This window comes from Paenibacillus sp. J2R1T-4 (assembly GCF_059692235.1).
This window is the reverse complement of record NZ_JCAUBA010000009.1, coordinates 11,821-37,845: the sequence shown is the minus strand read 5'-3', so window position 1 is coordinate 37,845 and position 26,025 is coordinate 11,821. Positions and strand designations below refer to the sequence as shown.

Here is a 26,025-nt window from a genome sequence, read left to right as displayed (position 1 = left end):
TTTCTACGATCCTGGAAGTAACAGGGTTTTATTACGTGCTGAGCATGTAGCGGCCGCGATCCATTCGAAAGCGAAGCTGCTCTCCGTTCATATGTCGTCTGATATTGTCTAGACAGATTACCTCGCGCGGGAGCAGCGGAGGCAGGTTCCAATTCACTTTGGCCAGCGTATGTGCCGTGAACACGCAATGATCCCATCGCCTGGCAGGATGCTCGGATTCAAGCTCATCGTTGCCCGCCAGAACATCAAGACCAGCACGCAATCTGCCGCTCTCGAGCTCAGCGAATAAAGCATCCTGATCGAAGATTTCTCCCCGTGCTGTATTAATGATGACACTGTGATCCGGCAGCCGGGCAAGCAGCTCTGCTGTGATCGAGCTGCGTGTCTCCCGTGTCAAAGCCGCGTGAACGACTATTGCTAAGGAGCTGTCGAATAACTCCTCCAAAGTATGAGCTCGCTTGCAGCTTTCCGGCAGCTCTTTGACGAACGGATCATATACAGTAAGCTTCGCACCGAATGGGCGCAGAAGCTCAACGAAACGGCGCCCAATAACACCCAGGCCGTAAATGCCTACCTGAAGCCCCTTGATTGAACCGCGAGGGCGACCGTCCAGCCGCCAACCGCCTCCTTCAATATGCTTCACCTGAGGGCGAAGCTCTTTGACTATGGCTAGAAGCAGTGTCATGGCCGCTTCGGCAATCTCATCAGCTGGCGCATCGCCCCAATTCGTCACGGGAATATTCGACTCAATAATCTCGAGCGGGATCCAGCTCGTCATCTCGCCCGTAATATTGCAGATATACTCAAGCTGACCTGGGTTGCTTGCGACCTCAATTGGAACAGGAGCCGCACCCCACATGGTGAGGAGAATTTGATGCTGGCGTATCAGATCTGCTCTCTGCGCGGGAGTCATCTCATTCCCATTGCGAATAATCGTTAGATCGCCAAGCTTCTGAAGCTCCTCTATGAACAAACCGTCTACTGGCATCCTTGAGCGGGATGTGCCCAGGTGTAACATTTTCAACCGCATACAAGGTCACTCCGATTCTTCGACAGGATGGTAAATCAAGACAAGAGCACAGCGCCATATACTAGTGCTCCAGCAATCACATACGCCGGATTCACCTTTTTTCGTTCTAATAAGTACACCGACGCTGCTACCAGCACCAATGTGTGCCACAATCCTGCACCTTGCCAGGAAGACACAAAAAACTGATAAGCAAGCAAACCTAACAACACGGCAACTGTAGGACGAATCCAAGCCGTCATCCGCTTCACTCGCGGTGCATTGCGATAACGATATAAGAGCTGCAGAAGAGCAATCATGATAATGAGCGAAGGTGCGACAGTAGCAAACAATGCCACCAAAGCCCCCGGGATTCCTCCATAATCATACCCAATGTAAGCCGCCATCTTCGTTGCAATCGGTCCCGGTAAGACATTGCCCATGGCGAGCAATTCCCCGAAACGTTCAACCGTATACCAACCATAACGGTCTACCACTTCATTCTGAATGAGCGGGATGGATGCCGGTCCGCCGCCGTAGCCCACAATTGAAGGGATCAAAAAAGCAAGAAACAAATGCCAAAACAACTCCATGCGGCGGATCCTCCCTCCTTGTATTTCGCCTGCGCAGCGCCATTGGCGGCGTTTACCACGGGTTTTCCGTGTTAAATCGCAATAGGCCCGAAAGCTTACATGGATGCCGTGCTCTTCCCTGTTTCCTTCTGCTTCGCGCCTTTGCCGCCTTTCCCCATGCCCTTCCACAAAGATGCGGGATTCCCGAGCAACGCTGCGATCAACAATGCGAGGATGATAAAAGCAGGGTGCACCTTAAGCAGACCATATAGAAGCAAGCTGCCTGCCGCCAATAAGGAACAGCCCATCCAGCCCAGTTCTTTTTTCGATTGCTTGAGAAATTGCCAGGTCATCGATGCCAGCATGACAGCGATAATGGGAGCTACCGCTTCCGTCATCCCAGCCACCACTGGCGAATCACGGAAAGCCGACAAAAGGCCAATAAGGGCGATCATTGCGATAGCGGTTGGCAACACCGTAGCGATCAAGGCAGTAATCAGTCCGAAGATCCCCGCTAACCGATACCCGATGTAACCCGCCATCTTCGTTGCGATTGGCCCTGGCAAAGTATTACCTAGCGCGAGCACGTCCGCAAATTCATCATTCGTCATCCAACGGTATTTCTCAACGACCTCGCGATGGACGAGCGGAATTGTTGAAGGACCTCCGCCGTATCCTAATAAGCCCGAACGCAGAAATCCGATAAATATATCCCGCTGCAAGCTCCAATCCAAGCTGTGTTTCATCTCGTCCACCTCACTTACCTCGCACACCCTTCTGATTACCAATAACACAATTAGTGAAGCAAACTTAAGTATTAGTAAACTAATCTTTCGAATTAGTTAAGTTAGATTAATTATTTCCTTCCGACACCTATCTACATGACGAATTAGTTAATTTATCCTCACTAATAGTAAGGTTTGCTTAACTAATGCCGCACAAGGAGTGCTAAACAAACGCCTGCCCATTCCGAGACCACTCACTCAGCCAGCCAGCCAGCCAATCAAAAAACAACACATCATCGCAACAAATCACCAGACCGCAATATGTCCGTCCGTTCGCGGCTCAGTGCCGCCGACGAGCACGCCGCTCTCCGGATTGCGCCAGATGATCTGGCCGCGGCCGAAGTTGAACGGATGCGCCGACCGCACAATGTGATGACCGCGCCGCACCAACGCTTGCGCCAGATGATCTGGGAAGCTTGGCTCCACTTCGATCGTCTTGCCTTCCTTCCACTGCCAGCGCGGAGCATCAAGTGCTGCTTGCGGATTCAGCCCGAAATCCACCGTGTTCATCACCATTTGGAGGTGACCCTGCGGCTGCATGTAACCGCCCATTACGCCGAATGGACCGACAGGCTCGCCATCCTTGCTAAGGAAGCCTGGAATAATTGTATGGTAAGATTTTTTGCCAGGAGCCAGGGCATTTGCATGTGTCGGATCCAAGGAGAAATCACTGCCGCGGTTCTGCAGCGCGATTCCTGTACCTTCAACCACAACACCCGAGCCGAAGCCCATGTAGTTGCTCTGAATGAACGACACCATGTTGCCTTCTTCATCAGCCGTTGCAACATACACGGTGCCTCCTTGCGGAGGTGTTCCAGGTGCCGGCATAATCGCCGTTTCCCCGATAAGCGCTCTGCGCTCAGCAGCATAAGCCTCAGACAGCATCGCGTCCACGCTAATCTTCATGTGCGCCCGATCGGTAATGTAGTGCTGACCATCCGCAAAAGCAAGCTTCATCGCTTCAATCTGCTTATGATGCGTATCCACACTGTCCCGCGAGCCAGCATCGAACTCATACCCGCGCAGCATATTCAAAGCCATCAGCGCTACCATTCCATGACCGTTAGGCGGAATCTCCCACACGTCATACCCGCGGTAGTCCGTACGGACAGGATCTACCCACTCCGGTCGGTAGCTGGCCAGATCTTCCTTCGTCAAGTATCCGCCGTGCTCTCGCACAAAAGCATCGATTCGCCCAGCCAGCTCTCCGCGATAGAATTCCTCAGAGCGGCTATCCGCGATTCGCATCAGCGTCCTCGCATGATCGGGGAAACGCCACAATTCCCCTGCCCGAGGACGCTTGCCATCCCGCATAAATGTCGAGTACAAGCCGGCGAACTCCGGTCCTTTTTGCATCGCATCGAACTTGTCGAACTCATATCCGAATAAAAAATCAAGGGTGGCCGAGATTGGGAAGCCTTCCACCGCATAGCGGATCGCCGGCTTGAGGAGCTCATCGAAAGGCAGCTTGCCGAAGCGGCGCGACAGCTCTGCCCAAGCAGCAGGAGCCCCAGGTACCGTGATCGGCATAATGCCATATTTCGGCATCGCCCCGAATCCCTTGGCCTTCAACGCCTCAATCGAGATTCCGGCCGGTGAAGGTCCGCTGGAATTCAATCCATGCAGCTTGCCGCCAGTCCATACCAACGCAAATGCATCGCCTCCGATTCCGTTAGAAGTCGGTTCGAGTACTGTCAAGCTTGCTGCAGTCGCTATTGCAGCGTCGATCGCATTGCCCCCAAGCTTAAGAATCTCCAAGCCTGCCTGCGCTGCCAAAGGCTGTGAGGTCGCAACCATGCCCCGACGCCCATAAACAGCTGTTCGGCGTGATGAATAAGGATAATATAAAGCATCAAATCCGCTCAATTCCTAACCTCCTACTTAATAGAGCACGGAGCACATCCATTCAAGCTCTGCATAAGGGACAGGGAAAACGAATCCACCTCGTTTCCCCCGCCTGCTCCAATTTATAATTGCTCCTACTTTTTCAAAGTACGCTCATAAGCAGCCTTATGCACTTCAATCACTTTGTCCACGCCAAGCTTCTTCTGTTCCTCAACGAATTTGTCCCACTCCGCGATGTTACGCTCCCCTAGAATAAATTTGCTGATATTCTGATCACGATGCTTCACAATTGCGGCATATGTGGTTGTCATAACTTCCATTTCCTTCTCCGTCATAGGCGGTTCCGGATCAAGCGCAGCGTCATACTTACGTGCTTCTACGTACGTTTGCTGCAGCTCAGGAGTGGCTAGTGACAGATGGGCATCATAATCGAACCAAGTATAAGCACCGTTAGTCGAAACTCCTGTTTTCTTACGCAAATCTCCAACATCTACATAATTCTCGATGAATTTCTTCTTGCCGTTCTCCACCTTGTACGTTTCGCCTTCCTTACCCCAACTGAGCATGGTACGGCCTTCTTCGGAATAATAAAAATCCAATGCTTTCATTAGATCATCGATTTTTTTGGATGTAGATGCCACCATCATACCTGAAATTTTGAAATGCGTGAACGGATTTTTCTGAGGCGCGCCGGCAATACCTGAAGGCGGAGCCATAAATGCCATTGTAAATTTAGGATTGTCTTTGCGCAGCGGCGTATTGAAGTTATCAATCCGGCCGATATAATCTACTGTTACGAACGTGCGGTTCGTCGAGACAAGATCCTGCCACTGCTTCACATCGGTCGTGAGCCAGTCTGGCGGCATTAAGCCTTCTTTATAAAATTTGTTCAAGTATGTTACCAACGTTTTGTAGTTATCCTCGATTGGACCATATTTCCACACTTTTTTATCAAAATCATAGTAGAAATCCTCATTGGTCACGAAGTTGGTAGAGAGATTGCGCATGATTTGCAAGTTAGCGCCAGTACGGAAAGCGAACGGATAACTGTTCGGGTACAGCTCCTTCAGCTTCTTCAATACCGTATATAACTCGTCATACGTTTTGGGAATTTGCAAGTTGTGCTGCTTGAAAAGATCCTCGCGGTACATCCAGATGTTGCGGTTCGTCTCGCTGATTCCTTCATTAGGGAAGATGTACATTTTGCCATCGGCAGCTAGAGAGTTCTGCGCTTCGTTCGGATACTTGGTCAACCATTTCTTGAAATTGGGCATTTTGTCGACATAGTCGAGAATGTTAACGAGCGCACCTTGTTGACCGTATTTATCAGCCAGCTTTTTGTCCAGGGTATACATGATGTCCGGCATTTCACCAGATGCTACGGTCAGACTTAACGCGTCATCAATTTTACCGGAAGGCACTTGCACATCAAATGTGGCTCCAGTCTTCTCCTCAATCATTTTCCAGACCGGCCAATCTTTACTGTAAGGCCAGCTTGGATGAGATTCCACGAGCATCTTGAACGTCTGTTTCTTGATCACTGCCGACTTGCTGCCCGTATCTCCAGTCGAACCCGATGGAGATGCTTCCTCTTTTCCCGAACAGCCAGCAAGCACGCTTACGGCCAGAGTCGCGGATAGTGCGATGGATAACCATTTCTTCATAGCCATTCCCCTTTCAAAATGTTGAGCCATTTGTCGCAGCTTTGGTATCTTCTATTGGAGATCAGACCCTATTGGGGGAGATTACCCTTTCACGGAGCCGATCATGACACCCTTAACGAAATATTTTTGCAAAAAGGGATACACTAGCAGAATAGGTACGGTAGACACGATGATCGTCGCGAATTTCAAAGATTCCTCCACAACCAGGCTGTCCACACTTGTGACCTCGCTGGAATTGACTTGGCCCGCCAGTACTATGTTGCGCAAAACTACTTGGAGCGGGAACAAATCAGGTGATCGAAGATAGAGCAGCGCTGAGTAAAAATTGTTCCAGATCCCGACTGCGTAGAACAAGCCGATTGTAGACAAGGCCGCTTTGGACAGCGGCAGCACAATTCGAGTGAAGATCCCGATGTCGGTCAAGCCGTCCATTCTACCCGCTTCTTCAAGCTCCTTGGGAATGTTAGTGAAAAAAGTGCGCATAATGATCAGATTCCAAGTACTGATTGCAGTCGGCAACACCATTCCCCAGATCGTATCGACGAGATGGAGCCCTTTTACAACCAGAAATGTAGGGATCATACCGCCCTGGAAAAACATCGTGAATACGATAAGCAGAGTGAACGGTACGTTCCATATCATATCTTTGCGAGATAAGGCGTAGGCGCCCATGGCTGTGACGGTCAGGGAAATCACCGTACCCAGTATCACATAAAGGAAAGTGTTCATGTAAGCGGTAAATATTCTCGGGTCCTTAAGCACGATCTCGTACATTTTCGTATTAAAGCCCTTGGGCCACAACGAGACCTCACCTTTCATGACGTATATATCTGCACTAAGGGAGACTGCAATCATATAGATAAAAGGATAAGCGGTTACAATAACTAGACCGAGCAATGTTAGTACGATAAAAATGTTTGCGATGCTGAAACGCTTCTTTCTCATAGGTTACCTCTCCTTCTTTTACAAGTGCGAGTGCCTACCAGAGGCTCGTTTGATTAACTTTGCGAGACATATAATTAGCGGAATATACGAAGATCAGTCCGACAATGCCTCCGAACAGGTCGATTGCGGTCGCGTAGCTGTAATTGCCCTGATTCAACCCGGTTCGATAAACGTAAGTACTGATAATGTCCGCAGTCTCATAAATCGCAGGATTGTACAAAAGGAACACCTTCTCGAAGCCGATCTCAAGCACTTTTCCGATATTCAGAATGAACAGGATAACAATAGCGGGCGCAATCCCCGGCAAGGTTACATGGACCATCTGCTTCCAACGGCTGGCCCCGTCAATCTCCGCCGCCTCGTACAGCCCTGGATCAATCGCGGTTAGCGCGGCCAGATAAATGATCGTTTCCCAACCGACATGCTGCCAAATCTCGGATGCCACATAGATCCAGCGGAATAAATCCGGCTTCACCATGAAATTGATTGGCTCAAAACCGAACCATTGGATCATCTGATTAACGATCCCGCTTGACGGGGACAGGAACATAATGACCATACTTGCTACGACAACATTAGAAATGAAGTGAGGCAAATAGCTGACCGTTTGCACAAAACGTTTAAAGAAAGCGTTTTTAATTTCATGTAACAAAAGCGCAAGTATGATAGGTGCCGGGAATCCGAAGACAAGCTTGTAGACACCGAGTAAAAATGTATTTTTCAGGATAACCAGGAAGTCAGGATTTTGCAGAAACATGACGTACCACTTCATCCCGACCCACGGACTGTCCCAGATTCCTTTGAATAAATTGTAGTTTTTGAATGAAATGATAATCCCGCCGATGGGGGCGTATTTGAACACCGCGTAATATAGAAGACAAGGTAAGAAGAGCAATAATAAGTATTTGCTATTCGACAATCTCTTGAGAAAACGATTTGTTTGCTTTTTGACCGGTGCCGGTTCGGCGTTAGTTGGTCTATTCATAGTAATGGAATTCGCTCCGTTTGCCATACGCCAATTCTCCTCCGTCTTCTCTTCAGCTCGGTTTTCGTTCACGCTATTGCTTGTGTTCGATCCCTTTGTAAGTGCTATGTTAAGACAGATTTCACGGAAAAGAAACCGCTTTCTTTTCGATAACTTCACTGTTTTGAGGAAAAATCGTAATATGATTAGGTTTTCGAATAATCGACAAGTTCCTTGCCAACATGGGCATGATATGATCATAATCAAGTTCTAGATGTAGGTCAGGAAGGAGTAAAGGTTATGATGCGTCGAATCCTCAAGCTGAAAAACAAGAGCTCCTCTCTATTCCGCAGACTTCTGCTCAGCTTTATGCTTATTATTGTGCTGCTGGCCTCTTTTAACTTTCTTTCCTTCACTTACTTCCGCAAACAGATTCGAGAAGAAATCATTCGTTACAATACCCAGAATCTGAACAATACGACTGACGGCTTCGAGAATCATTTCAGCCTGGTCATCAAGCTCATGTACAGCTTTTACTCCAAAGACCGGGTCCAGTTGTTGAACAAACCCGATTTCTCCTATGAGATTGCCAATCAGCTGCGAACGGATATCTTGAATACGGTTTCGAATGATCTCTTATATATAGAAGATTTCCTCGTTGTGTTCGAATCTACTCGTTTGGTCTTAGGCAAAGGAGGCAGCACCGATCCCGAAACAGCATTTAACAAGTTCTATTCCAGCCCGAGTTACTCCTACGATTATTGGAAAGGACAGTTCAAAGAGCCCTTTACCTCACGGATTTATCCGGCCTCCCGATTCTTGGAGATAACCTTGAAGCAATCGCCTGTTGATCTGGGCCCGCTCATCCCGATTGTGGCCAAGAATAGATTCTATCCCGATCTGCATATGGTTAGTCTGCTGCGCTCGGATCGGCTTGTGACCGCTTTTCACCGCTCTATTAATGAGAAAATCGTCATTCTCGGCCAGGACGGGAAAGTATTGTTCTCCAATCACGCTGAGGAGATCAGTGAGATGCCTGCCCTTCCGGATAAGCAAGGATATATTAGACAAAATGAGCAGTATTTCTTCTATAAAAAAGGGGACACCACTGGGATCACCTACATAAATATTGTTCCGGACGCCCATATATCGGCTATTGTTTCACGCTTGAACTTCACATTGATCACTCTGCTGCTAGTTGCTATCGCCATCAGCATCGGGACTTCCGTATTGTTCAGCTTGCGCTTCAACAATCCTGTGCAGCGGATTATCGAGTCCTTAAGACGTATGAATGCGAATGCACCGCAGAAGAGTAGAGCTAATGAGTTCGAAGTGATTAACGAAGCGATAAATCACATGCAGCAGGTACAGCATTCGATCCATCTGGATCTCGACGAGAAAAATTCCTTGCTTCGCTCCTACGTCTACACGAACAAGCTCAAAGGCATTCCGGACAACATGGACAAGCAGCTTGGGACGCTCGAGTTCGATAGTAATAAACCGTATGTATTCGTTCTGTTTCAGCTAGCCTTTACTTCTCAGTTCCAGGCGGAGGGCGAAATTTCAGAAGAGCGTGTCACCTATTTGTTCCGGGAATATATTCGCAAGACAATGAGTGAGGCATTCCCTGACTCTCATACGTTCCAGATCGAGTATGATCAGATCCTGACTCTTGTATTCTTGGAAGAAGGGGCGTCAGCGCTTGACCTAGTGCTTGAGGAGATGAAACAGGAGTTCGACAAGGATCAAGAGAGCTGTTATTTCACCATCGCGGTTAGCGAGCCGTCTGAGCAAGCTGGCGCGTACACGGCCGCTTACGAGCGGGTGCTCGAGCTTGTGAAGCAGCGTCAGCTGAAGAACGGGACGCAGATTGTGTCTGGCGCGCCTAAGCAGAAGGGCGAGGCGGCCTCGGTATTGTCTGCCGCGCAAGCGCATGAATTCGAGACCCAGCTGCAAGCAGGTCACGGGGACGCTGTGCGCCAGCTCGTGCAGCGCATACTGGCGTCCATGCAGCGCAAGGAGGCGAGCGCTGCGCAGTTCTTGCAGTTCGCGGACGATCTCGTCCGCAAGGTGTCGCGCGTGCTCGCGGCGGTCGGCATCGACACGGAGAGCATCGCCGGCTTGCGCGACGCGGGAGCTCAGCTCCGCCGCATTCATTCGGCAGAGCAGCTCGCGAAGTTCTTCGATGCGTATCTGGGTCTAGCCGCCGATAGGGTGCGAGCCAAGCGGGAAGAGCGCGACCCGATTACAGGCTTCGTGAAGGAATATATTGAGAAACACTATCGCGAGGACATTACATTGGAGCTCGTGGCGGATAAGCTGGACATTACTGGAGGGTACTTGTCCACGTATTTCAAAGACAAGACGGGGGAGAATTTCCTCGACTATGTCCATGAGGTGCGCATCCGCAGAGCCTGTGAGCTCTTGCTGAGCACAGATGCAAGAATTCAGGACATCGCAGAGCAGGTTGGCTATAACAACTTGAACTCGTTCAACCGCACGTTCAAGAAAACAACCGGTCAAACACCACGGGAATATCGGATGGAGAAGGCTAAGCTGTGATTAGACTTATATCAGTAAAAGCAGCGGATTTTCCGCTTTGCAGCTCCGCTGAGCTTGGCTCGTTGCGCTGTAGCGCGGATTTTCCGCTTTGCAGCTTCGCAGAACTCAGCTCGTTGCGCTGCAGCGCGGATTTTCCTCTTTGCAGCTCCGCTGAGCTCGGCTCGTTGCGCTGTAGCGCGGATTTTCCGCTTTGCAGCTTCGCAGAGCTCGGCTCGTTGCGCTGTAGCGCGGATAAAATCATACATTAGTCCACATCGGGTTCCGTTGTTTGTGGATTCGATAAGAAACCATAATAGAGAAGGAATGGAAAAGGATCCATTTTCACATACTATAGGTACTCAAACTGACCCATTCCAAACCTATACCATCTTGGAGGTTGCGATGAAGTATAAAGCTACGATGATCCTCACTCTGTTCGCGATTGTTTTATGCTTGTTTAACTATTCGGGAGTTGATCCCGACAACATTTTCTTATTTATGTTCAGTGTTCCGGTATGGTTGCTTGAGATATTCTCCGACATCCATTACTACAACATTTACTTTGTTTACTTATTGACCGTAGTGACATACGCGATTTTCGGCAGGATTGGAGATTATTTCCGAGCACAAGACAAAGCTAGAAGATGACCGAGACTGAATGCGGCACATTAGCCCGCACCGCAAACACCCTGGCGGAACCATTCGCTGCCGAGGTGTTTGAGGTGCGTTTTTTTCTGCAAAAAGATAGTCTATCGGACAATCACGTTAGTTAAGAGCTGCATAGATTACAGAGTAGAACTGCGCTAATCCCTGTATAAAGGACGGTGAAATTAGGGTGAAGGAGCTCGTGATTGTTGTTGTGGCGTATAATCGAAAGCATGCCTTGGAGAGATGTCTCCGCGCATTGTCCAATGCTGCCTATCCGGATCATAAAGTGAAACTCATCATCAGCATCGATGGGGGCGAGTCCAATCAGGATGTACGAGAAGCAGCAAGCCTTTTTGGTTGGAAGTACGGTGACAAGCAAGTCATTTGTCAAAGGCATAATCTCGGACTGCGTAAGCACGTGATGCTATGCGGTAATTTATCTCACAAATACGGAAGCATTATTCTTTTGGAAGATGATATTTATGTATCCCCAGATTTCTACAATTATGCGCTTCAAGCAATGGATTACTACAGAAAAGACACTCGTATAGCCGGTATTTCGTTATATTCTCCGCGCTTCAATGAGAGCTCCAAGCTTCCCTTTGAACCGTTGCAAAGCATGTATGACGTATTCTTCAGTCAGCTTCCCACTTCCTGGGGACAGGTGTGGACTTCTGAACAGTGGGTGTCCTATACAACCTGGTATCAAAGTCAATCAAGCATGGCGATAGACAACTTTGATAATCCTTCCTTATCGCGAAGCGTTAAAAAGTGGCCATACACGTCCTGGAAAAAATATTATGCAAAATATATGCTGGAGCACAATAAATATTTTGTATATCCTTACGATTCATTAAGCACTAATTTCGGAGATCCCGGCACTCATTTTCGGAAAGGCTCGAGCTTGTTTCAAGTTACTCTGTCCCGGCGCGGGCCAAAAAAGTACAAGTTCGATCCCTTTGATTCAGCTAGCGTGGTCTACGACAGCAGCTATGAGAACATCCATCTAGCCAGCGTCCTTCATCCCTATAACGGATCGAATATCACGATTGATTTGTACGCGTCCAAAGAAATAAGCAGCTATAAGAGATATGCCCTGACGACTAGAATAATGGATCACCGCATCATCATGTCCTTTGACCTTTCCATGAGGCCAATCGAGGAAAATATCATACACTCCCTTCCTGGAACAAGTATATTCTTGTATGACACATCCATAAAACAGAAACTTCCCATGATGAAGCCGTCTATCCCTCTAATCAACTATTATTCCTGGGACAAGAAAAAAAGGAGGGACACTTCAACATGATTGTAGAGGATCGGGCTTTTTTTACTGTTAACGATGTACTCAAGGCTGTCCGTACGGCTCTTAAGGAGGAGAAACCTTTCTCTCTTGTTCGGGTCGGAGACGGCGAGAATATCGTGCTTGCCCAACAAACCGCTATGACTGTGGAACAAGTCCTTCAGACAAAGTGGGCCATACAGGCGAACAAAGGCATGAAGGGCGTTTCTCTGCCAAATTTGCAGCTGCGAGATGAGCTCGCATCCGGCATTAACCGCGCTGATATTGTGGGTATTCCATTCTGGAATAACGATCCTATTCGTGCAGATGATAGCTTGAAGCGCGAGCTTACGGAGAAAGTGTTCCAACAGCTGAACATTCAGCCGAAGCAAATCTGTCATACGTTCGTCAATCGGGTTTTTGCCCAGAAGAACGAATTCTGGAGCCTGCTGAGAGACAAACGGGTCGTTTTGATTAGCGGTTGGGCAGCGCCGGTTAGCCGAATATTGCGTAACAAACCGTACAAGCTGAATATTGCTTTCACAATTGACTTCAAGGATTATCAACAAACCAAGAAGACTTTAAAAAGGATGAGAAAAAGAAAGGACGACTTCGACGTCGTCCTCCTGTCTTGCGGTGTGAATGCAGTCATCCTGGCTCCAGCCATCGCGGAGCAGACGGGCAAGGTGGCTCTGGATTTCGGCAAATCTCTAATGTTTATCGTCGAGGAGAAGGCAGGATTAAAGCATTCCTCGGAGAAGGCGAACATGAATTTGATCCCTTGAATCCAGCATTCGGATAAGAGCTATTGTTCTTCGATGGGGAATACGGTGATAATTGCTGCCGTTATATCTTTGGCCATTTGTACAACATGGTGCAAGGAAGTATTTTGCAGAATCCAATATTTCTTTGGGCCGTCTACATTAACAATAGCCGCTATGGAGTAATGACCAACAGCAGGCAACCGCTTCCCCACGGACTTCCCCGGTTCTAAGGGGAGATTGGCTACCTGATATTGTCCAAGTGAGTTAGGCTTGCCCAGACATGCGTCTATGGCGATGACGATTCCTTCTGCGGGCAGTTGAGCAAGCCGAGCTTCCATATTGCTTCCATCACAAGGATTACTGAGTGTCCCTACAACCCGTGTATAGCCTGCTTCTGTAAGAAAAGTGCCTACCAATGGACCGAGCGCATCACCCGTAGACCGATCCGTTCCGATACAGAAGAAAATAAGCTGCTCCAGGCTTACGCCTTCCTTACGAATGGACTGAAAAAAATCAATCAGCCTATCGCCCTTTACTTTATGTCGGTAAGAAGCTGTTTGAGCGATTAGATCAAGCTCGCTTGATTGCATAGGAGGCTGATTAGAATGAGTTGGATTCATGAAGCGCTCTTCCTTTCCTAGGGCTTAACAAGGTACAATAGTTTTAAGAACATTTTGCCAGTCCTGAGGAGGACGCCGTTATGTCAGTTTGGGAAGCTGCTGCCACTGTTACATTGCTGTACTGGATGTTTATGCTAATTCAAACCTTGGTCGGTATTAAGCTTCTCAGGCCATTGCCAAGAAGCTCGAATGCGCCGTCTAAAACACCGCTTGTTTCGATCATCCTTGCTGCTAAGGAAGAAGAAACTACAATTCGTGACACCGTACAGCATCTGTTGAAGCAAGATTATGGCCGATTCGAAATTATTGCAGTCAATGATCGCTCCCAAGACTCCACCGGGCGGAAGCTGGAGGAGCTGCGAAAGTGGTCGGAGAGTATGCCCGAGAGTCGCATCCGGCTTACTATTATACATATTACTACATTGCCGGAAGGCTGGCTCGGTAAAAACCACGCCTTGTATCAAGGCTACAAACAAGCTAAAGGGAACTATTTGCTGTTTACCGATGCTGACGTGAAGTTTCAACCCCATACTTTGCGTGATGCTATAGCGTATGCCGATAAGCAAGGTGCTGATCATGTAACGATGAGCCCTTATATGAAATCGCGCTCCTTCTGGCTTCGAGCATTCGTTCACTATTTCTTGTTCTCCCTGTGCCTATTCATTCGTCCTTGGCGAGCGAATATCGATCATCAGCATCGCCATGGGATGGGGATCGGCGCTTTCAATCTTATTCGTCGTCAAGCCTACGAAGGCATTGGTACTCACAAGGCTTTCGCTCTGCAGCCGGACGACGACTTGCAGCTCGGATATCGGGTGAAGAAAGGGATGTATGTGCAAAGATTCGTAACCGGTAATGACCACTTGGAAGTGGAATGGTATCCGGATCTGAGGAGCGCCGTATTAGGTCTCGAGAAGAACTTCTTCTCTGGATTCCGTTATCGCTTCTCCTACGCGCTTGCAGGGATGCTTGGACAGCTGCTCTTCTTCGCCTATCCATTCATTGGCCTTTGGATCATGCCGGGTTGGTCACGAGCGGCTTATGCATTAAGCGCTGCGATTGCTATCAGTCTATATATAGTAAGTACACGGCGATTGACCAAAGACTCTGGACTGCGCGAGGTGATCGTCTTTCCTTTCACCGTCTGCCTGCTTGTATACGTCCTTGGCCGGTCTGTCTATCTGACGCTCCGGCGGGGCGGCATTTACTGGAGAGGCACCTTCTACTCGCTGCGGGAGCTTAAGAAGAAGCGTTCTGACACATAGGAAAGAGGACTGTTTCGAAGCAGGTGAATTTCCACTGCTCGATACAGCCCTCTTGTTTTTTGCATTCTAATAAGTATGATTCCATTATATCCAAGTATTTCGAAGTAATGCAGGAACAGCACTATGAGGAACAGGTTATTTCCAGTTGAAGGCCAGTATTGTTTTTTTCCAACCGCGGTGTTCTGCAGCTTCTTCCATTGCTGCCGTGAATTGCTCCGCTCCCCGCACTTCTATATGTTCATTCGGCAATATTCTTCTTAAAGTCTCCTGACAAGCAGGGTCTCGCATCGCTTTGACGACTGGATAATAATCTGCTGCAGAACTTCGGCTGCTGCCAATCATAGTGATGCCTCTCTCCAGAACGTCTCGTGTGTTGATCGGCACCCGCTCCTCGGTTACGCCCATCAGAATCAGCACGCCGCCAGGCGAGAGAATGTCGATTGCTTGATTAACCGCACTTTCTGAAAAACGGCCCCCTGTACATTCAACTGCAATATCAAATGGTTTACTGTTATTGAAATCGTATTCTTGGACGAGATCGGTTTGGGCGAACTTGAAGTTATCCAATTTGTCTGGAATTGCTCCGAATACTTGGAGTCTATCTGTACCAACTCCATAAATATGATGGAGCATAGCAGCCGTCAAGTACCCAACCGGTCCATCACCGAAAACGGCAACTCTCGCCCAACTAAGTTTGTTGGCTACTCGGCTTAATGCCTGGTAGGATACTGAACATAGCTCTGCGAGTACGGCAATATCGTCGGGAACTTCAGTCGGAACCGCGATGACACATTCCGCCGGTAACACAACACGACTTTGTGCGATTCCATCCTTCCCGCTCCCCAGGAATTGTCCTCTCTCACAATAATTATCCCCATTTCCAGCTCGACAGGATGGGCAACAATCTTCAGGGCTGATCCCGTCATAAACATGACCCGGCAGGTTCGGTACGATAATAACACGATCCCCATTATGGAAGCCTTCGGATCGACTCTCTATTATTGTACCAACACCTTCATGAATAAGGGCCATAGGAAGCTTGCGCGCAAGTGCCTCTGGTCTGCGTTGACCTGTAAAGTACCGCAAATCCGCATGACAAATGCTTCCGATCCTGGGTTCGACGGCCACTTGTCCATCTCGCAGCTCATAGAACATCGATACTTCTTGTACTTCTCCGGGTTGCAAAAGACGTAACGCTCGCGATTGAATCCTATTTCCAGCACAATATTGCAACGACTATCATTCCTCGCTTTCTTTGGTGACAAATTCATCTATATTGAGTATAAGCTCACATACACTCAATAATGTTTATTTCTGCTCGATTACAGATTAGTTTAAAAACATTCCCTTGTCAATAACTTCATTCCCCATTCCCGAAATCAATGTAATTGTGGATTATATAGGTAAAACATTGCATCGCGTACTCGTATTTTAAATAATTTCCATATATAGATTTAGATTACTTTCGATTATTTGCTCATATATGCTTGTTAATTTTTATTTTTGCGCTTTAATGCCACACATGTCATTCCATAAATCAGGATGTTGAAGGGCTTGCCGAGGTTGTTGGCCGCTAGGGAAATCGACGTGATCAACTTATCTGGATGCGGATTCACCCATTCATAGTCGTAAACCGTTTGGTAGCCCTTGTCGTTCTCGCCAATGATTCTAGGCCATGCAAACAAAGTCGCCTGCTGAAAACAAATATTCGTGCTGTATGCATACTTGGACGATTCATTTCTCCCCCAATCTGCACCGGAATTCCCTATGTTATGGCCAAAATACAAGTCAATCAGAGACGTGGCCCCGTCCTCATAGTTCACTGTGTATGTACCGATTAAATAGTCCTCCTTCTTATAGCCATGATCGGCTGACCGGAAAGGAATATCCGCATTCGTGTTGTGGGTGAAAACAATACTATCCGCCTTTTCCTCTATGATAGCTACTCTGAACGTCTGGGCTACCGTATAACGATTGATCTTGGAACGGTAAGACCCAACTTCATGCTCTACATGCGTATGCAGGAAATTTCGGATTTCCAACGCCGAGGTTTTTAGGTAATACTTCTCTTTCTGCTCGTGCCTGACTAGGACGGGGATAGTTTCATACTCTCTCTTCGAGCGGGAAGGAAGGGTGACGCCGCTAAGGATCTGTAAGAAATCCGGCGAGTATGCGATCGTCAAATCCCTGACGCAAGCATACGAATCATGGTTGTAGGTCTCGTTCCAAAATGGAAAAGACGAATAAATCACATTAAACAGAAACCCGTCGCGGGCCATATTATCCAACTCTACCGCATCCCAGTGGGAGCACACCCCGCCAATAACGTTGTCCATTCTCGAATACAGGTCCCAATCGCGTACATCCGGTCCCATAAAATTGTTGCATATGCCCTTTATTCCGCGTTTTTTGAACTGTTCAAAGCCTGTCGGTTCAATCGACCAGTACCATTGAAACAAAGTAATATCGTTCGGGATTTTGTGCAATGCGGGGTACACGGCACCTCTATACGAGAAGATTTTCGAGACTTCATAGCTTTCGATTACTTTGAACGCGCCCCCTTGTCCTCTCCCGTCAAGCGTATGCGCGTTTAAAAACTTTTCGCCGTACATTTCGGTTTGGATGCCCTTGGCCGCCAAATACCCGTGAATTTTTCCAACGTCATAAGCAAACAGATCCGCCGGGTCCCAATCTTTGCACCGCTCGCATTCACAATAGGAATACCACTCGTCATGCCCGATATGGACGGTATTCGGTTCGAACACTTCGATGACTTCATCCATGACATCGAACAGCAACTCATAGCTGCGCGGGTTCATCGGACAATACGTGTCCGGATAAGGATCATACGGCCTTTCTGCAATTTCCCTGTGCGGAATAACGAGATAGTCGCAATGACTGAGCGATTGAACTTCTGGAATCACTTCAATCATATGCGCCTTGCAGTACCTAATCAGCTCCTTCACCGTTTCTTGACTTACTATGTTGCCCCCTCCGTTTTCGATATGGATGCTGTCTTTCATATATTTAAAAGCGTTTTGGTACAGCTTTGCTTTCTCTGGGAATTCATTGAGATCTTCTGCGTATTGGATCCAGGATGTGTTGATTTCCGGATGCCGTTTGTATTCCATAGCGCTCACTTCTACATAGATGCGGTTATATTTCAGATTGGCCAACCCTTTTACGAACTTTTTAAAATAGTCCATTTGTTCTTTTGCGGGCAAATAAATGTGGACGCCTCTTTGAGCAACATGCGGATAATCGAATATTTCGACATTCTTAAATACAATTTGATGGTCCGATCGCTTCACAATCAATTGTCGCACCGTTTGAATGGCATAAAAGAAACCTTTCCGGTCTTTGGCGGCAATCCTCATCCCGTCCATATCGCAATGAATGAGATATGATTCGTCTTTCAATTGCTGATCGGACAGCCAGACTACGCTTATTTTACAGCTGTCCTTATACGAATGAACACTGAAATTGGTACCTAGGGTGTCATTCATCACTTGGATCAACTCCGGATAATGCAGAACCACTTCCGGGGTTACATGGACAAGATCGGTGTTTCCAATTGGCAAATAGCCGCTCTTCAACCTCAATTGGTTCGGTTCCGGCATTAGTACGGGCAAGTTCATATGTTTCTCCATTCCCTCATAAAGAGATAGATTTAGTAGCAAGGACAAATGACGAACGATTCGGTCTTTCTCTTGTTTCGCTAAGGTTTAGTTGAAAAATTGCGGCGCGTTCACTTTCAGATAAGCTTCCTTGGCTTGAAGGATCACATTAATGCCCGTTTTATCCACATCGCTGAGATATTTGTTCCAATCGACATCTTTGGCTGCATCATACTCCCCAGTAACCATTTTCATATACAGCGCTGTAATGGCGGAATTGTAATCCGGATATTTATCTTCTTCCAACAATCTTGGAATGATCAGCCCCCAGCTTTGATTTGGAACCGATGTAGGTGTAGACAGGCTAAAAGCTTGCTTGACTCTGACGATGGCATCCCGCTCGGGATCCCAGGATGGATCGCCGCCACCGCCCAAATCCTTTACAGCCAAATCATAATATTCTCCTGTCTTCAATAGCTCCGGGTCCCCCGTTAAATAATAATCGCTAATAAAACTTACTTTCTGCGATCTTGCCTTCGATAATTGTTTATTGCCGCCAACGACATCATGCTCTGTGCCTTCAATGCCGTATTTTGTAAATTCCATCCCTTCTCTGGAAGTAAAAAAATTAAGCACCTTCATAACATTGTCTATATTTTTATTGCCTTTCGGTATACCATAAAATCCGTCGAAGGGCTCGGTAATCTCATAGGTTCCTTCCGTGCCAAAAGGATTTTTCAGGCCTGTACCTGTGAGCGGAGGAATGATCGTCAGCAAAGCATGGTTGTTCTTCTGCGTTTGCCTTATGCTCGTTGTCAGCCAGCCCGTGCTGGCAGCCTGATGGCTGATGATCCCAACTTGCCCGCTATTGATTTTGTTCCAGAATTGATCGCTTGAATTGGTTACGCTTTCTTTATCAATCAAGCCATTATTCCAAAACTTCTGCACTTGGATAAAATATTGTCTGGCTGCAGCTGTGGTATGCCAAAGAACGACTTTTTTCTGTGGCTTATCTAGATACAGGTAAGGCTTCTCCGGATTAGCGCTTGGGTTGCCATAAGCCGCGCTGACGGCATAGAAATAAGAGAAATTTTTTCGGCCGGTCAAGCCGAACGTAAGCTGTCCATCCGGTTTATTGTCTTTGAATGCTTTGGCAACCTGATATAGATCGTCAACGGTTTTGGGCATTTTCAAATTTAATTTATCCAGCCAGTCCTGACGGATCAGAGTTGCTACGTTGGCTCGCGGAAACAGATACATGGACCCGATCAAATACTTGTTTTTATCGAAGGTAGTGCTCTCCCAATATTCGTCATTGTAAACCTTTTTCACGTTTGTGTATTTATCCAAATAATCGTTTACCGAAGCCAGCGCACCGGACCTCGCAATATTCATGCATTTGGCAGAAGAGTAATCCAGGAAGATCAGGTCAATGCTCGTGGGCGAGGCAAGCGCAAGCTGTACTTTTTGCTCATATCCGTTTGCCGGTTGCCTGTCTATGACCACCTTAATCCCTGTCTTATCAAAAATATAACGTGAATAGGGATTATCCTTTTCGTGCAGCTTTGACTCGGCTCTCTGGGCTGCCGTATTATCTATTTTCATAATTTTGACTACAGGTGCATTCTCGAAAGCGACATCTGCCGACGGCGAACTTTGAGGAGGAGCCGAAACGTTCGTCGAAGGCGGCTGGAGAATAGACGGGGTATTCAAGGATGTACATCCTCCTATCAGTCCAGCGATCCATGCGGACATAACTATGAAAATCATAGTTTTTTTGCAAGCATTGTGCATTTGCATTCACTCCTCCACCATATTAAAGGATGCATATCCAGACCCTGTCGTACTTCTAGTAGATACTTAATTGTTCAATGGGCTTAATCCATATTCCTGCAGGTAATTCATTCAGTCTAGCCTTTTAATGAACCAACGATAATGCCTTTAACGAAGTGCTTCTGCAAATAAGGGAATATACAAACAATTGGCAAGGTCGTACAAATGATCCATGCTGCTTTCAGGGATTGGCTTGTTAAGGCCCGCAATTGATCGCTATTGAGGGAGCTTTGCGTAATATTTTCTTGGTCCATGATGACATTTCTTAAAACAACCTGCAACGTTCTCAATCTCTCCGATGACGTAAAATACAAGGATTGATCGTACGTATTCCATTTGCCTACCGCATACCAAAGCGTAATGGTCGCAACGGCAGGCAGAGCGATAGGGAGAATGATTTTGAACAAGATCGCAAATTCGCCCGCTCCGTCAATAAAGGCGGAATCCTCGATTTCTTCCGGGATTTGCATAAAGAAATTCCGCAGGATGAGCAAGCTCCACGTCGCGATCGCGCCGGGCAAAATATAAACGTAAATGGTGTTATAGAGATGCAGGGATCTGTATAAAAAATATTCGGGAATTAATCCGCCGCTGAAAAACATCGTAAAGACGATCATGAAGGTAAGCGGAGTCCGCAATTTGAAATCCTTCTTCGATAATGGATAGGCGAGCAAGCAAGTCATGAGCAGGGAGTAGACCGTTCCCGCTGCCGTGATGAATGCCGTTAACAGGAATCCGCGCCAAAAAATTTTGCTTTGGATAATATACTTGTAAGAAGCCAGTTGGATCTCTTTGGGCAGCAAATAGACGAGACCGCTTTTAATCGGGGAGGGGCCGCTCATCGAAATAGCAAGCGTATGGAGAAACGGATAGAGCATAGTGATGCATATGAACGTGATTACGAAATAATTGACGCCGATAAATATTTTTTCGCCCCTTGAAACCATTCTCTTTTCGCCTCCCTGTCACCAGATGCCATTCCCGCTGATCGATTTTGAAAGCCGATTGGCAACAATCAGAAGGATCATATTCGATATATTTTGAAATAGCCCCATTGCTGTAATATAGCTGAACTGTCCTTCGCCAATGCCGACTCTATAAATGTAAGTTGAAAAAACGTCTGCTACATTGTATACATTTGGATTATATAACGTATAAATGGATTCGAAGCCTGTATCCATAATTCGGCCTATTGAAAGAATAAGCAGAATGGAGATGATTGGAAAGATGGACGGTAAAGTGACATGCCAAATTTGCTTCCACTTATTCGCGCCATCGACGATGGCAGCTTCATACAGCGTGGAGTCAATACCGACAATAGCAGCTAAAAAAATGACGGAATCCCAACCCATCTCCTTCCATATTCCTGCTCCGATTAGAATGGGCCTGAAAAATCTTGAATCGTTGAGAAAAAAGACAGGCTCTGCGCCGAACAGGGCGAGCACATTATTGATCAGACCGCCATTAGGGGAAAGGAACTCAAGAAGAATTCCGCTAATGACCGCCCAGGATAAAAAATGCGGCAAATAAATTAAGCTTTGCGAGATTTTCTTGAATTTCAGGCTCCGTATCTCGTTAATCAGAATGGCCAGAATAATGGGAATCGGAAAGCCGATGAGGATGGAATAGAAGCTGATCGTCACCGTATTTCGGAACAGTATCCAGAAATCCTTTTGCCCAAATAGAATCTGAAACCAATGAAAGCCGACCCAGGGACTGTTCCATATGGCCGCTGTTCCTCCATAAGGATTAAACTGCTTAAACGCAATGATCACTCCATACATAGGCAAGTACTTAAAAATCAAGTAGGTCAGCGCGCCTGGAATAACCATCCAATATAGCGCTTTCCTACGCTCGTAGTTTCGTTTCAACTCATGAAGCCATGCTGGCATGCTTACTCCTCCAATTCTGACCTCCAATTCTGACATCGAAGATTCAATCACTCGGCATCGATTACGCTCTGAATGTATTCGATTCATGGAAATATGTAAACGGACAATTCTCAGAACGGCGGACACTTTCTAACGGCACTCCTTCCAAAGTAATCCAATTGGGTTTACAATATTAAACAGGAGGAGATAAATTTGAAAAAGAAAAAAATATTTAAATTTACTATCCTGGTCCGTTTTTTTCTATCTTATTTGCTAATCCTCAGCTTTCCGGTCATGGTAGGCTGGTTCCTGTATGCCAAAACGATCCATACGTTTGAAGAAGAAATTTTGAGCAACAACCTGTCGCTCGTGGAACAGACACGTGACTTGCTGGATAAGAGGCTGCAAGAAGTCGATGCCATCTCCTCGCAGCTAATGCTGAATTCCTATATTCAACAATTCATGTATGCCAGAGGACCGGTCCAAGAAATTGATAGCGCTTACACAATGTGGTACGTTTGGAGTAATCTCCCTTCCTACAAAGTTACTAACAATTTTATTTATAACTATTACATCTATTTCCGGAACAGCGACATTATCATGTCGCCGGATGCCTTATATGACGCAAAGGAATATTACGATCATTACTCCTCCTATGCCAATCTCTCTTTTGACGATTGGAAATCCAGCTCTTTGCTTGCCTATCATGCCAAGAGCTTCCTCCCCCTACAGAACGTTACGATGAACAAGGCGTCCTTGACGAACAAGGAAACGAAATCGATTGTTACGTATATCCAAACCATGAGTTTAGGCACCGATGTGCTGCCAAGTGCAACGATCGTGATTCTGATCAATGGCGATGAAATCCAACGAGCTTTGAAGCAGATGATCGCAACAAACGAAGGATACGTGGAAATCCGTAACAGCGACGGCATGCTCATCACATCCATCGGGAAGCCGCCGCAATCGGTGATCTCCGTGACTGCTGACAATTCGGGCAATACGATCAAGAAGGTCGACGATAAAAACATGCTGTTGTCTGTCACCAAATCGGAATATAACGGATGGCGTTACACGATTATGCTTCCCGCCAGCGAAGTGCTTCAGAAAACCAACTACCTGAGTAATATTTTATTCTTATCGTTGTTTGTATGCCTCGTACTCGGTATCATGCTGGCCCTTATTATTTCCTATAAAAACACGGCCCCTATCAGCCGCCTGATCAAAACCTTGATGCAAAGAGGTGAAGTCACGGTGCCAAGCGGTAATAACGAGTACGACTTCTTAAACAATGCCATCTCCAACTTGATCGAAACCGACATTATATTACAGGAGAAAATGATCAAACAAATTCCTACGCTCCGAAATGCATTTTTATACCGGCTTGTGAAGGGCGGCTTCAATGACATTCACGAAATCATGACGAACATGGCCGAAGTCAAAATGAAGATTGAGGGCAACTTTTTCGTCATTCTGATTATGCGAATAGAGGGCTATAGCGAGGCATTGTCGATCCATGAGCTGAGGGAACTCAATGCAGCAAAAATTTTGACCCAATCGACCATGAAAAGCATCTACGATTCCTCTTATTACGCGGATATCGACGAGAAAACGGTTGTATTCCTGCTGTCCATGAACCATGAGGATGAAAAAGAGTGCGCGTGCTTGGTCGAGGCGATTTCCTCGGCAACCGTTCAGCGACTGGAGCAGCAATACGGGATCAAACTGAGGATCTCCGCCGGCAGCATGAAGAGCAATCTGCTGGATTCATTCTATTCATTCATGGAGGCGCAGCAAGCTTTGGACTCGGATCGAACCGTCTATAGCTCCGCGGTGATGTGGAGCCGTAACAATGGGCAGCCGGGTGATATTTTCTACTACCCGATCGATATCGAAATCCGGCTAATCAACATTGTCCGTACGGGCGATAAAGACGAAGTAGAAAAATTGTTTGCGTTGCTGTACGAAAAAAATTTTTTAGTGAAAACGTTATCTCAAGAGATGGCGCAATTATTGTACAGGGAATTGAACGGCACGCTGATCAAGATTATAGAAAAATTGCCGGTTGCCGAAGAAACGAGTGAAGAGCATTATCATAAAATGATACATAAAATCAATAAAAACATTGTTGCGGCTAACAAGTTCGATTCTATTAAAACGATTTACATCGAATTAGCCAGCTATTTGAGCCTGCAAAAAAGGAATGCCTCAGACAATCTGAGGCATCAAATCATCGATTATATGGAACATTGTTATTCCGACATGAACCTGACTCTTTATCAAGCAGCTTCTGCGCTTCATTTCTCGGAGGATTATTTGTCTAGTTACTTCAAAACCCATATCGGGCACAGCTTCACGACGTATTTGGAAAATATGAGACTTTCCAAGGCGTGCGAATTGATTAAAGAAGGCGGCATGACCATAGAAGAAATATCCGAACGGGTTGGATATAACAGCTCCAGAGTATTCCGAAGAGCCTTTAATAGATGCTATGGCGTTTCGCCGACCTTGTTCAAGGATTCTGCCACGGCGAATGAACCTGTCTTCAAATCACGGATATAATCGTCTAACAGCATCGTTTTGCCAGTAAGCCTCGATTCCTCCGCGGCAAAGGCGATAAGGTGGGTGCGTGCTGATTCGGTCCCGGTTGAGGAGCCGCCCTTAACGTCTCCGTCCGCTACTTGCTTGACGAAATCGCGCATGATCAACGTATCCGCACCGCCGTGTCCACCTGCTACAGTTTCCGGGTAGACGGTTTCCCTTTTGCCAGTGAAAAAACGAATTTCAATTTCATTTTTTTCACCGTGACCGCGGATTTCACCTTTAGTACCCATTATTTTGAACGTGCGGGTGTTTTGGATCGTGAATCCAGTCATTGTGAAGGAAACTGTAACATCATTTTTGAATCGTAAATTCACTACTTGATGATCCACAACATTGTTATCGCAGCGATAGACACATCTTCCGTATGGCCCCTCTTTTAACGCTTTCAACCGTACTTCTAGACGGTTATCCAGGGAAACGACATTCTGGGGCCATTCATCCTTCTCATTCAAATACGCTTTCATTGCCGAGTAAGGGCACTCATGCTCCACGGCGCAGCCGTCCATGCAACGCTCAGTCGATCCTGCCGGGGCATTCTCCGCCTTAAAATGAGTCAGGGCGCCGAACGAGGAAACCGCTTCGCATTTGTCATCAACGAGCCAGGAAATCATATCCATATCGTGACAGCTTTTCTGTAAAATCATTGGACTGGCTTCCTGCGCATTGCGCCAATTGCCGCGGACGAAGCTGTGGGCCTGATGCCAAAACCCTACATTTTCCGTCCATTGAATCGTCATGATGTTGCCGATCGTTCCGTCCTGAATGATTTTTTTTAAGGCCCGGAAGTAATTGGAGTACCTCATCGAATGGCAGACCGTCAATATTCGGTTAAGCTTCTCGGCTTCTTCCGCCATTTCCAGCGCCTCGAGGGGGTTCGGCGACATCGGCTTTTCAAGCAAAATGTGGTAGCCCCGCTTCAGAGCCTTCATCACCGGCTCATAATGATTCCGGTCCTGGGAGCATACCAATAGCGCTTCGCATAATTTCGGCTGTGCCAGCAGCTGCTCCCATGAATGAAATTGATTCTCTAAGGGAATGGCATGCTCCCTCGCAAACCTTTCCCTTCTCTCATCATCCGGCTCAGCAACGGCAATAAACTGGACCTCATTAGGCCTTTGTAATGCATAGGAGCCATAGGCGAACATCCCTCTTTGGCCTGCTCCGATCAACGCCGCTTTTATCATAGCAATAGTTTCTCT

Annotated in this window: 21 protein-coding genes; 6 read left to right on the top strand and 15 right to left on the bottom strand. The window is 47.0% G+C overall.

Going from position 1 to position 26,025, the window contains the following annotated elements; translation table 11 throughout:
* Positions 1–31: 31 nt before the first annotated feature.
* From AC58QD_RS16360 to AC58QD_RS16330, 7 genes are all read right to left on the bottom strand, one after another.
* The gene (locus tag AC58QD_RS16360; RefSeq protein WP_497335077.1) at positions 32–1,030 is read right to left on the bottom strand and encodes an NAD(P)-dependent oxidoreductase; all 999 of its coding nucleotides are present in this window, start codon (positions 1,028–1,030) and stop codon (positions 32–34) included.
* Positions 1,031–1,065: 35 nt separating this feature from the next.
* A complete protein-coding gene (locus AC58QD_RS16355; protein WP_497335075.1) occupies positions 1,066–1,599 on the bottom strand; it encodes a chromate transporter in 534 nt (177 codons plus the stop codon).
* 95 nt (positions 1,600–1,694) lie between these two features.
* Complete coding sequence (locus AC58QD_RS16350) at positions 1,695–2,324, bottom strand: chromate transporter (RefSeq protein WP_497335073.1); 630 nt, start codon at positions 2,322–2,324, stop codon at positions 1,695–1,697.
* Between the two features lie 285 nt (positions 2,325–2,609).
* On the bottom strand, positions 2,610–4,229 hold the full coding sequence (locus AC58QD_RS16345) for a gamma-glutamyltransferase family protein (RefSeq protein ID WP_497335071.1): 1,620 nt from the start codon (positions 4,227–4,229) through the stop codon (positions 2,610–2,612).
* A 113-nt stretch (positions 4,230–4,342) separates the two neighbouring features.
* A complete protein-coding gene (locus AC58QD_RS16340) occupies positions 4,343–5,872 on the bottom strand; it encodes an extracellular solute-binding protein (protein WP_497335069.1) in 1,530 nt (509 codons plus the stop codon).
* A gap of 81 nt (positions 5,873–5,953) precedes the next feature.
* Complete coding sequence (locus AC58QD_RS16335; RefSeq protein ID WP_497335067.1) at positions 5,954–6,817, bottom strand: carbohydrate ABC transporter permease; 864 nt, start codon at positions 6,815–6,817, stop codon at positions 5,954–5,956.
* A gap of 34 nt (positions 6,818–6,851) precedes the next feature.
* Positions 6,852–7,802: an ABC transporter permease gene (locus AC58QD_RS16330; protein WP_497335428.1), complete on the bottom strand. Its 951-nt coding sequence runs from the start codon at positions 7,800–7,802 to the stop codon at positions 6,852–6,854.
* Positions 7,803–8,081: 279 nt separating this feature from the next.
* On the opposite strand from AC58QD_RS16330, the gene AC58QD_RS16325 reads away from it, so the two are divergent.
* The gene (locus tag AC58QD_RS16325; protein ID WP_497335065.1) at positions 8,082–10,343 is read left to right on the top strand and encodes a helix-turn-helix transcriptional regulator; all 2,262 of its coding nucleotides are present in this window, start codon (positions 8,082–8,084) and stop codon (positions 10,341–10,343) included.
* On the opposite strand, the gene AC58QD_RS16320 is transcribed toward AC58QD_RS16325, so the two are convergent.
* Positions 10,333–10,584 carry a hypothetical protein gene (locus AC58QD_RS16320; protein WP_497335063.1) on the bottom strand — a complete coding sequence of 84 codons (252 nt, stop codon included), beginning with the start codon at positions 10,582–10,584 and terminating at the stop codon, positions 10,333–10,335. The genes AC58QD_RS16325 and AC58QD_RS16320 overlap by 11 nt on opposite strands.
* A 140-nt stretch (positions 10,585–10,724) precedes the next feature.
* Here AC58QD_RS16320 and AC58QD_RS16315 point away from each other — a divergent pair, with 140 nt between their 5' ends.
* From AC58QD_RS16315 to AC58QD_RS16305, 3 genes are all read left to right on the top strand, one after another.
* Positions 10,725–10,970: a hypothetical protein gene (locus AC58QD_RS16315; protein WP_497335061.1), complete on the top strand. Its 246-nt coding sequence runs from the start codon at positions 10,725–10,727 to the stop codon at positions 10,968–10,970.
* A 187-nt stretch (positions 10,971–11,157) separates the two neighbouring features.
* Positions 11,158–12,279, top strand: coding sequence for a glycosyltransferase family 2 protein (locus AC58QD_RS16310; RefSeq protein ID WP_497335059.1), 1,122 nt, complete (start codon positions 11,158–11,160; stop codon positions 12,277–12,279).
* A complete protein-coding gene (locus tag AC58QD_RS16305; RefSeq protein ID WP_497335057.1) occupies positions 12,276–13,037 on the top strand; it encodes a GT-D fold domain-containing glycosyltransferase in 762 nt (253 codons plus the stop codon). Before AC58QD_RS16310 ends, AC58QD_RS16305 begins: the two co-directional genes overlap by 4 nt.
* A gap of 20 nt (positions 13,038–13,057) precedes the next feature.
* On the opposite strand, the gene yyaC is transcribed toward AC58QD_RS16305, so the two are convergent.
* The gene (gene yyaC / locus AC58QD_RS16300) at positions 13,058–13,606 is read right to left on the bottom strand and encodes a spore protease YyaC (protein WP_497335426.1); all 549 of its coding nucleotides are present in this window, start codon (positions 13,604–13,606) and stop codon (positions 13,058–13,060) included.
* 110 nt (positions 13,607–13,716) lie between these two features.
* On the opposite strand from yyaC, the gene AC58QD_RS16295 reads away from it, so the two are divergent.
* Positions 13,717–14,901: a glycosyltransferase family 2 protein gene (locus tag AC58QD_RS16295; protein ID WP_497335055.1), complete on the top strand. Its 1,185-nt coding sequence runs from the start codon at positions 13,717–13,719 to the stop codon at positions 14,899–14,901.
* Positions 14,902–15,036: 135 nt separating this feature from the next.
* Here the strand turns inward: AC58QD_RS16295 and AC58QD_RS16290 are convergent, their stop codons facing one another.
* The 5 genes from AC58QD_RS16290 to AC58QD_RS16270 all read right to left on the bottom strand — a co-directional run bounded on the left by AC58QD_RS16290 (position 15,037) and on the right by AC58QD_RS16270 (position 22,243).
* Complete coding sequence (locus AC58QD_RS16290; RefSeq protein WP_497335053.1) at positions 15,037–16,086, bottom strand: alcohol dehydrogenase catalytic domain-containing protein; 1,050 nt, start codon at positions 16,084–16,086, stop codon at positions 15,037–15,039.
* 305 nt (positions 16,087–16,391) lie between these two features.
* A complete protein-coding gene (locus AC58QD_RS16285) occupies positions 16,392–18,539 on the bottom strand; it encodes a family 20 glycosylhydrolase (RefSeq protein WP_497335051.1) in 2,148 nt (715 codons plus the stop codon).
* A gap of 87 nt (positions 18,540–18,626) precedes the next feature.
* Positions 18,627–20,231 carry an extracellular solute-binding protein gene (locus AC58QD_RS16280; RefSeq protein ID WP_497335049.1) on the bottom strand — a complete coding sequence of 535 codons (1,605 nt, stop codon included), beginning with the start codon at positions 20,229–20,231 and terminating at the stop codon, positions 18,627–18,629.
* 197 nt (positions 20,232–20,428) lie between these two features.
* Positions 20,429–21,298, bottom strand: a complete 870-nt coding sequence (locus tag AC58QD_RS16275) for a carbohydrate ABC transporter permease (protein ID WP_497335047.1) — start codon at positions 21,296–21,298, stop codon at positions 20,429–20,431.
* An 18-nt stretch (positions 21,299–21,316) separates the two neighbouring features.
* A complete protein-coding gene (locus AC58QD_RS16270) occupies positions 21,317–22,243 on the bottom strand; it encodes an ABC transporter permease (protein WP_497335045.1) in 927 nt (308 codons plus the stop codon).
* Positions 22,244–22,435: 192 nt separating this feature from the next.
* Here AC58QD_RS16270 and AC58QD_RS16265 point away from each other — a divergent pair, with 192 nt between their 5' ends.
* Positions 22,436–24,784, top strand: coding sequence for a helix-turn-helix domain-containing protein (locus tag AC58QD_RS16265; protein WP_497335043.1), 2,349 nt, complete (start codon positions 22,436–22,438; stop codon positions 24,782–24,784).
* Here the strand turns inward: AC58QD_RS16265 and AC58QD_RS16260 are convergent.
* Positions 24,712–26,010 (bottom strand): Gfo/Idh/MocA family protein, encoded by a 1,299-nt coding sequence (locus tag AC58QD_RS16260; protein ID WP_497335041.1) that lies wholly within the window; start codon positions 26,008–26,010, stop codon positions 24,712–24,714. The two genes, AC58QD_RS16265 and AC58QD_RS16260, sit on opposite strands and share 73 nt — an antisense overlap.
* Positions 26,011–26,025 lie beyond the last annotated feature (15 nt).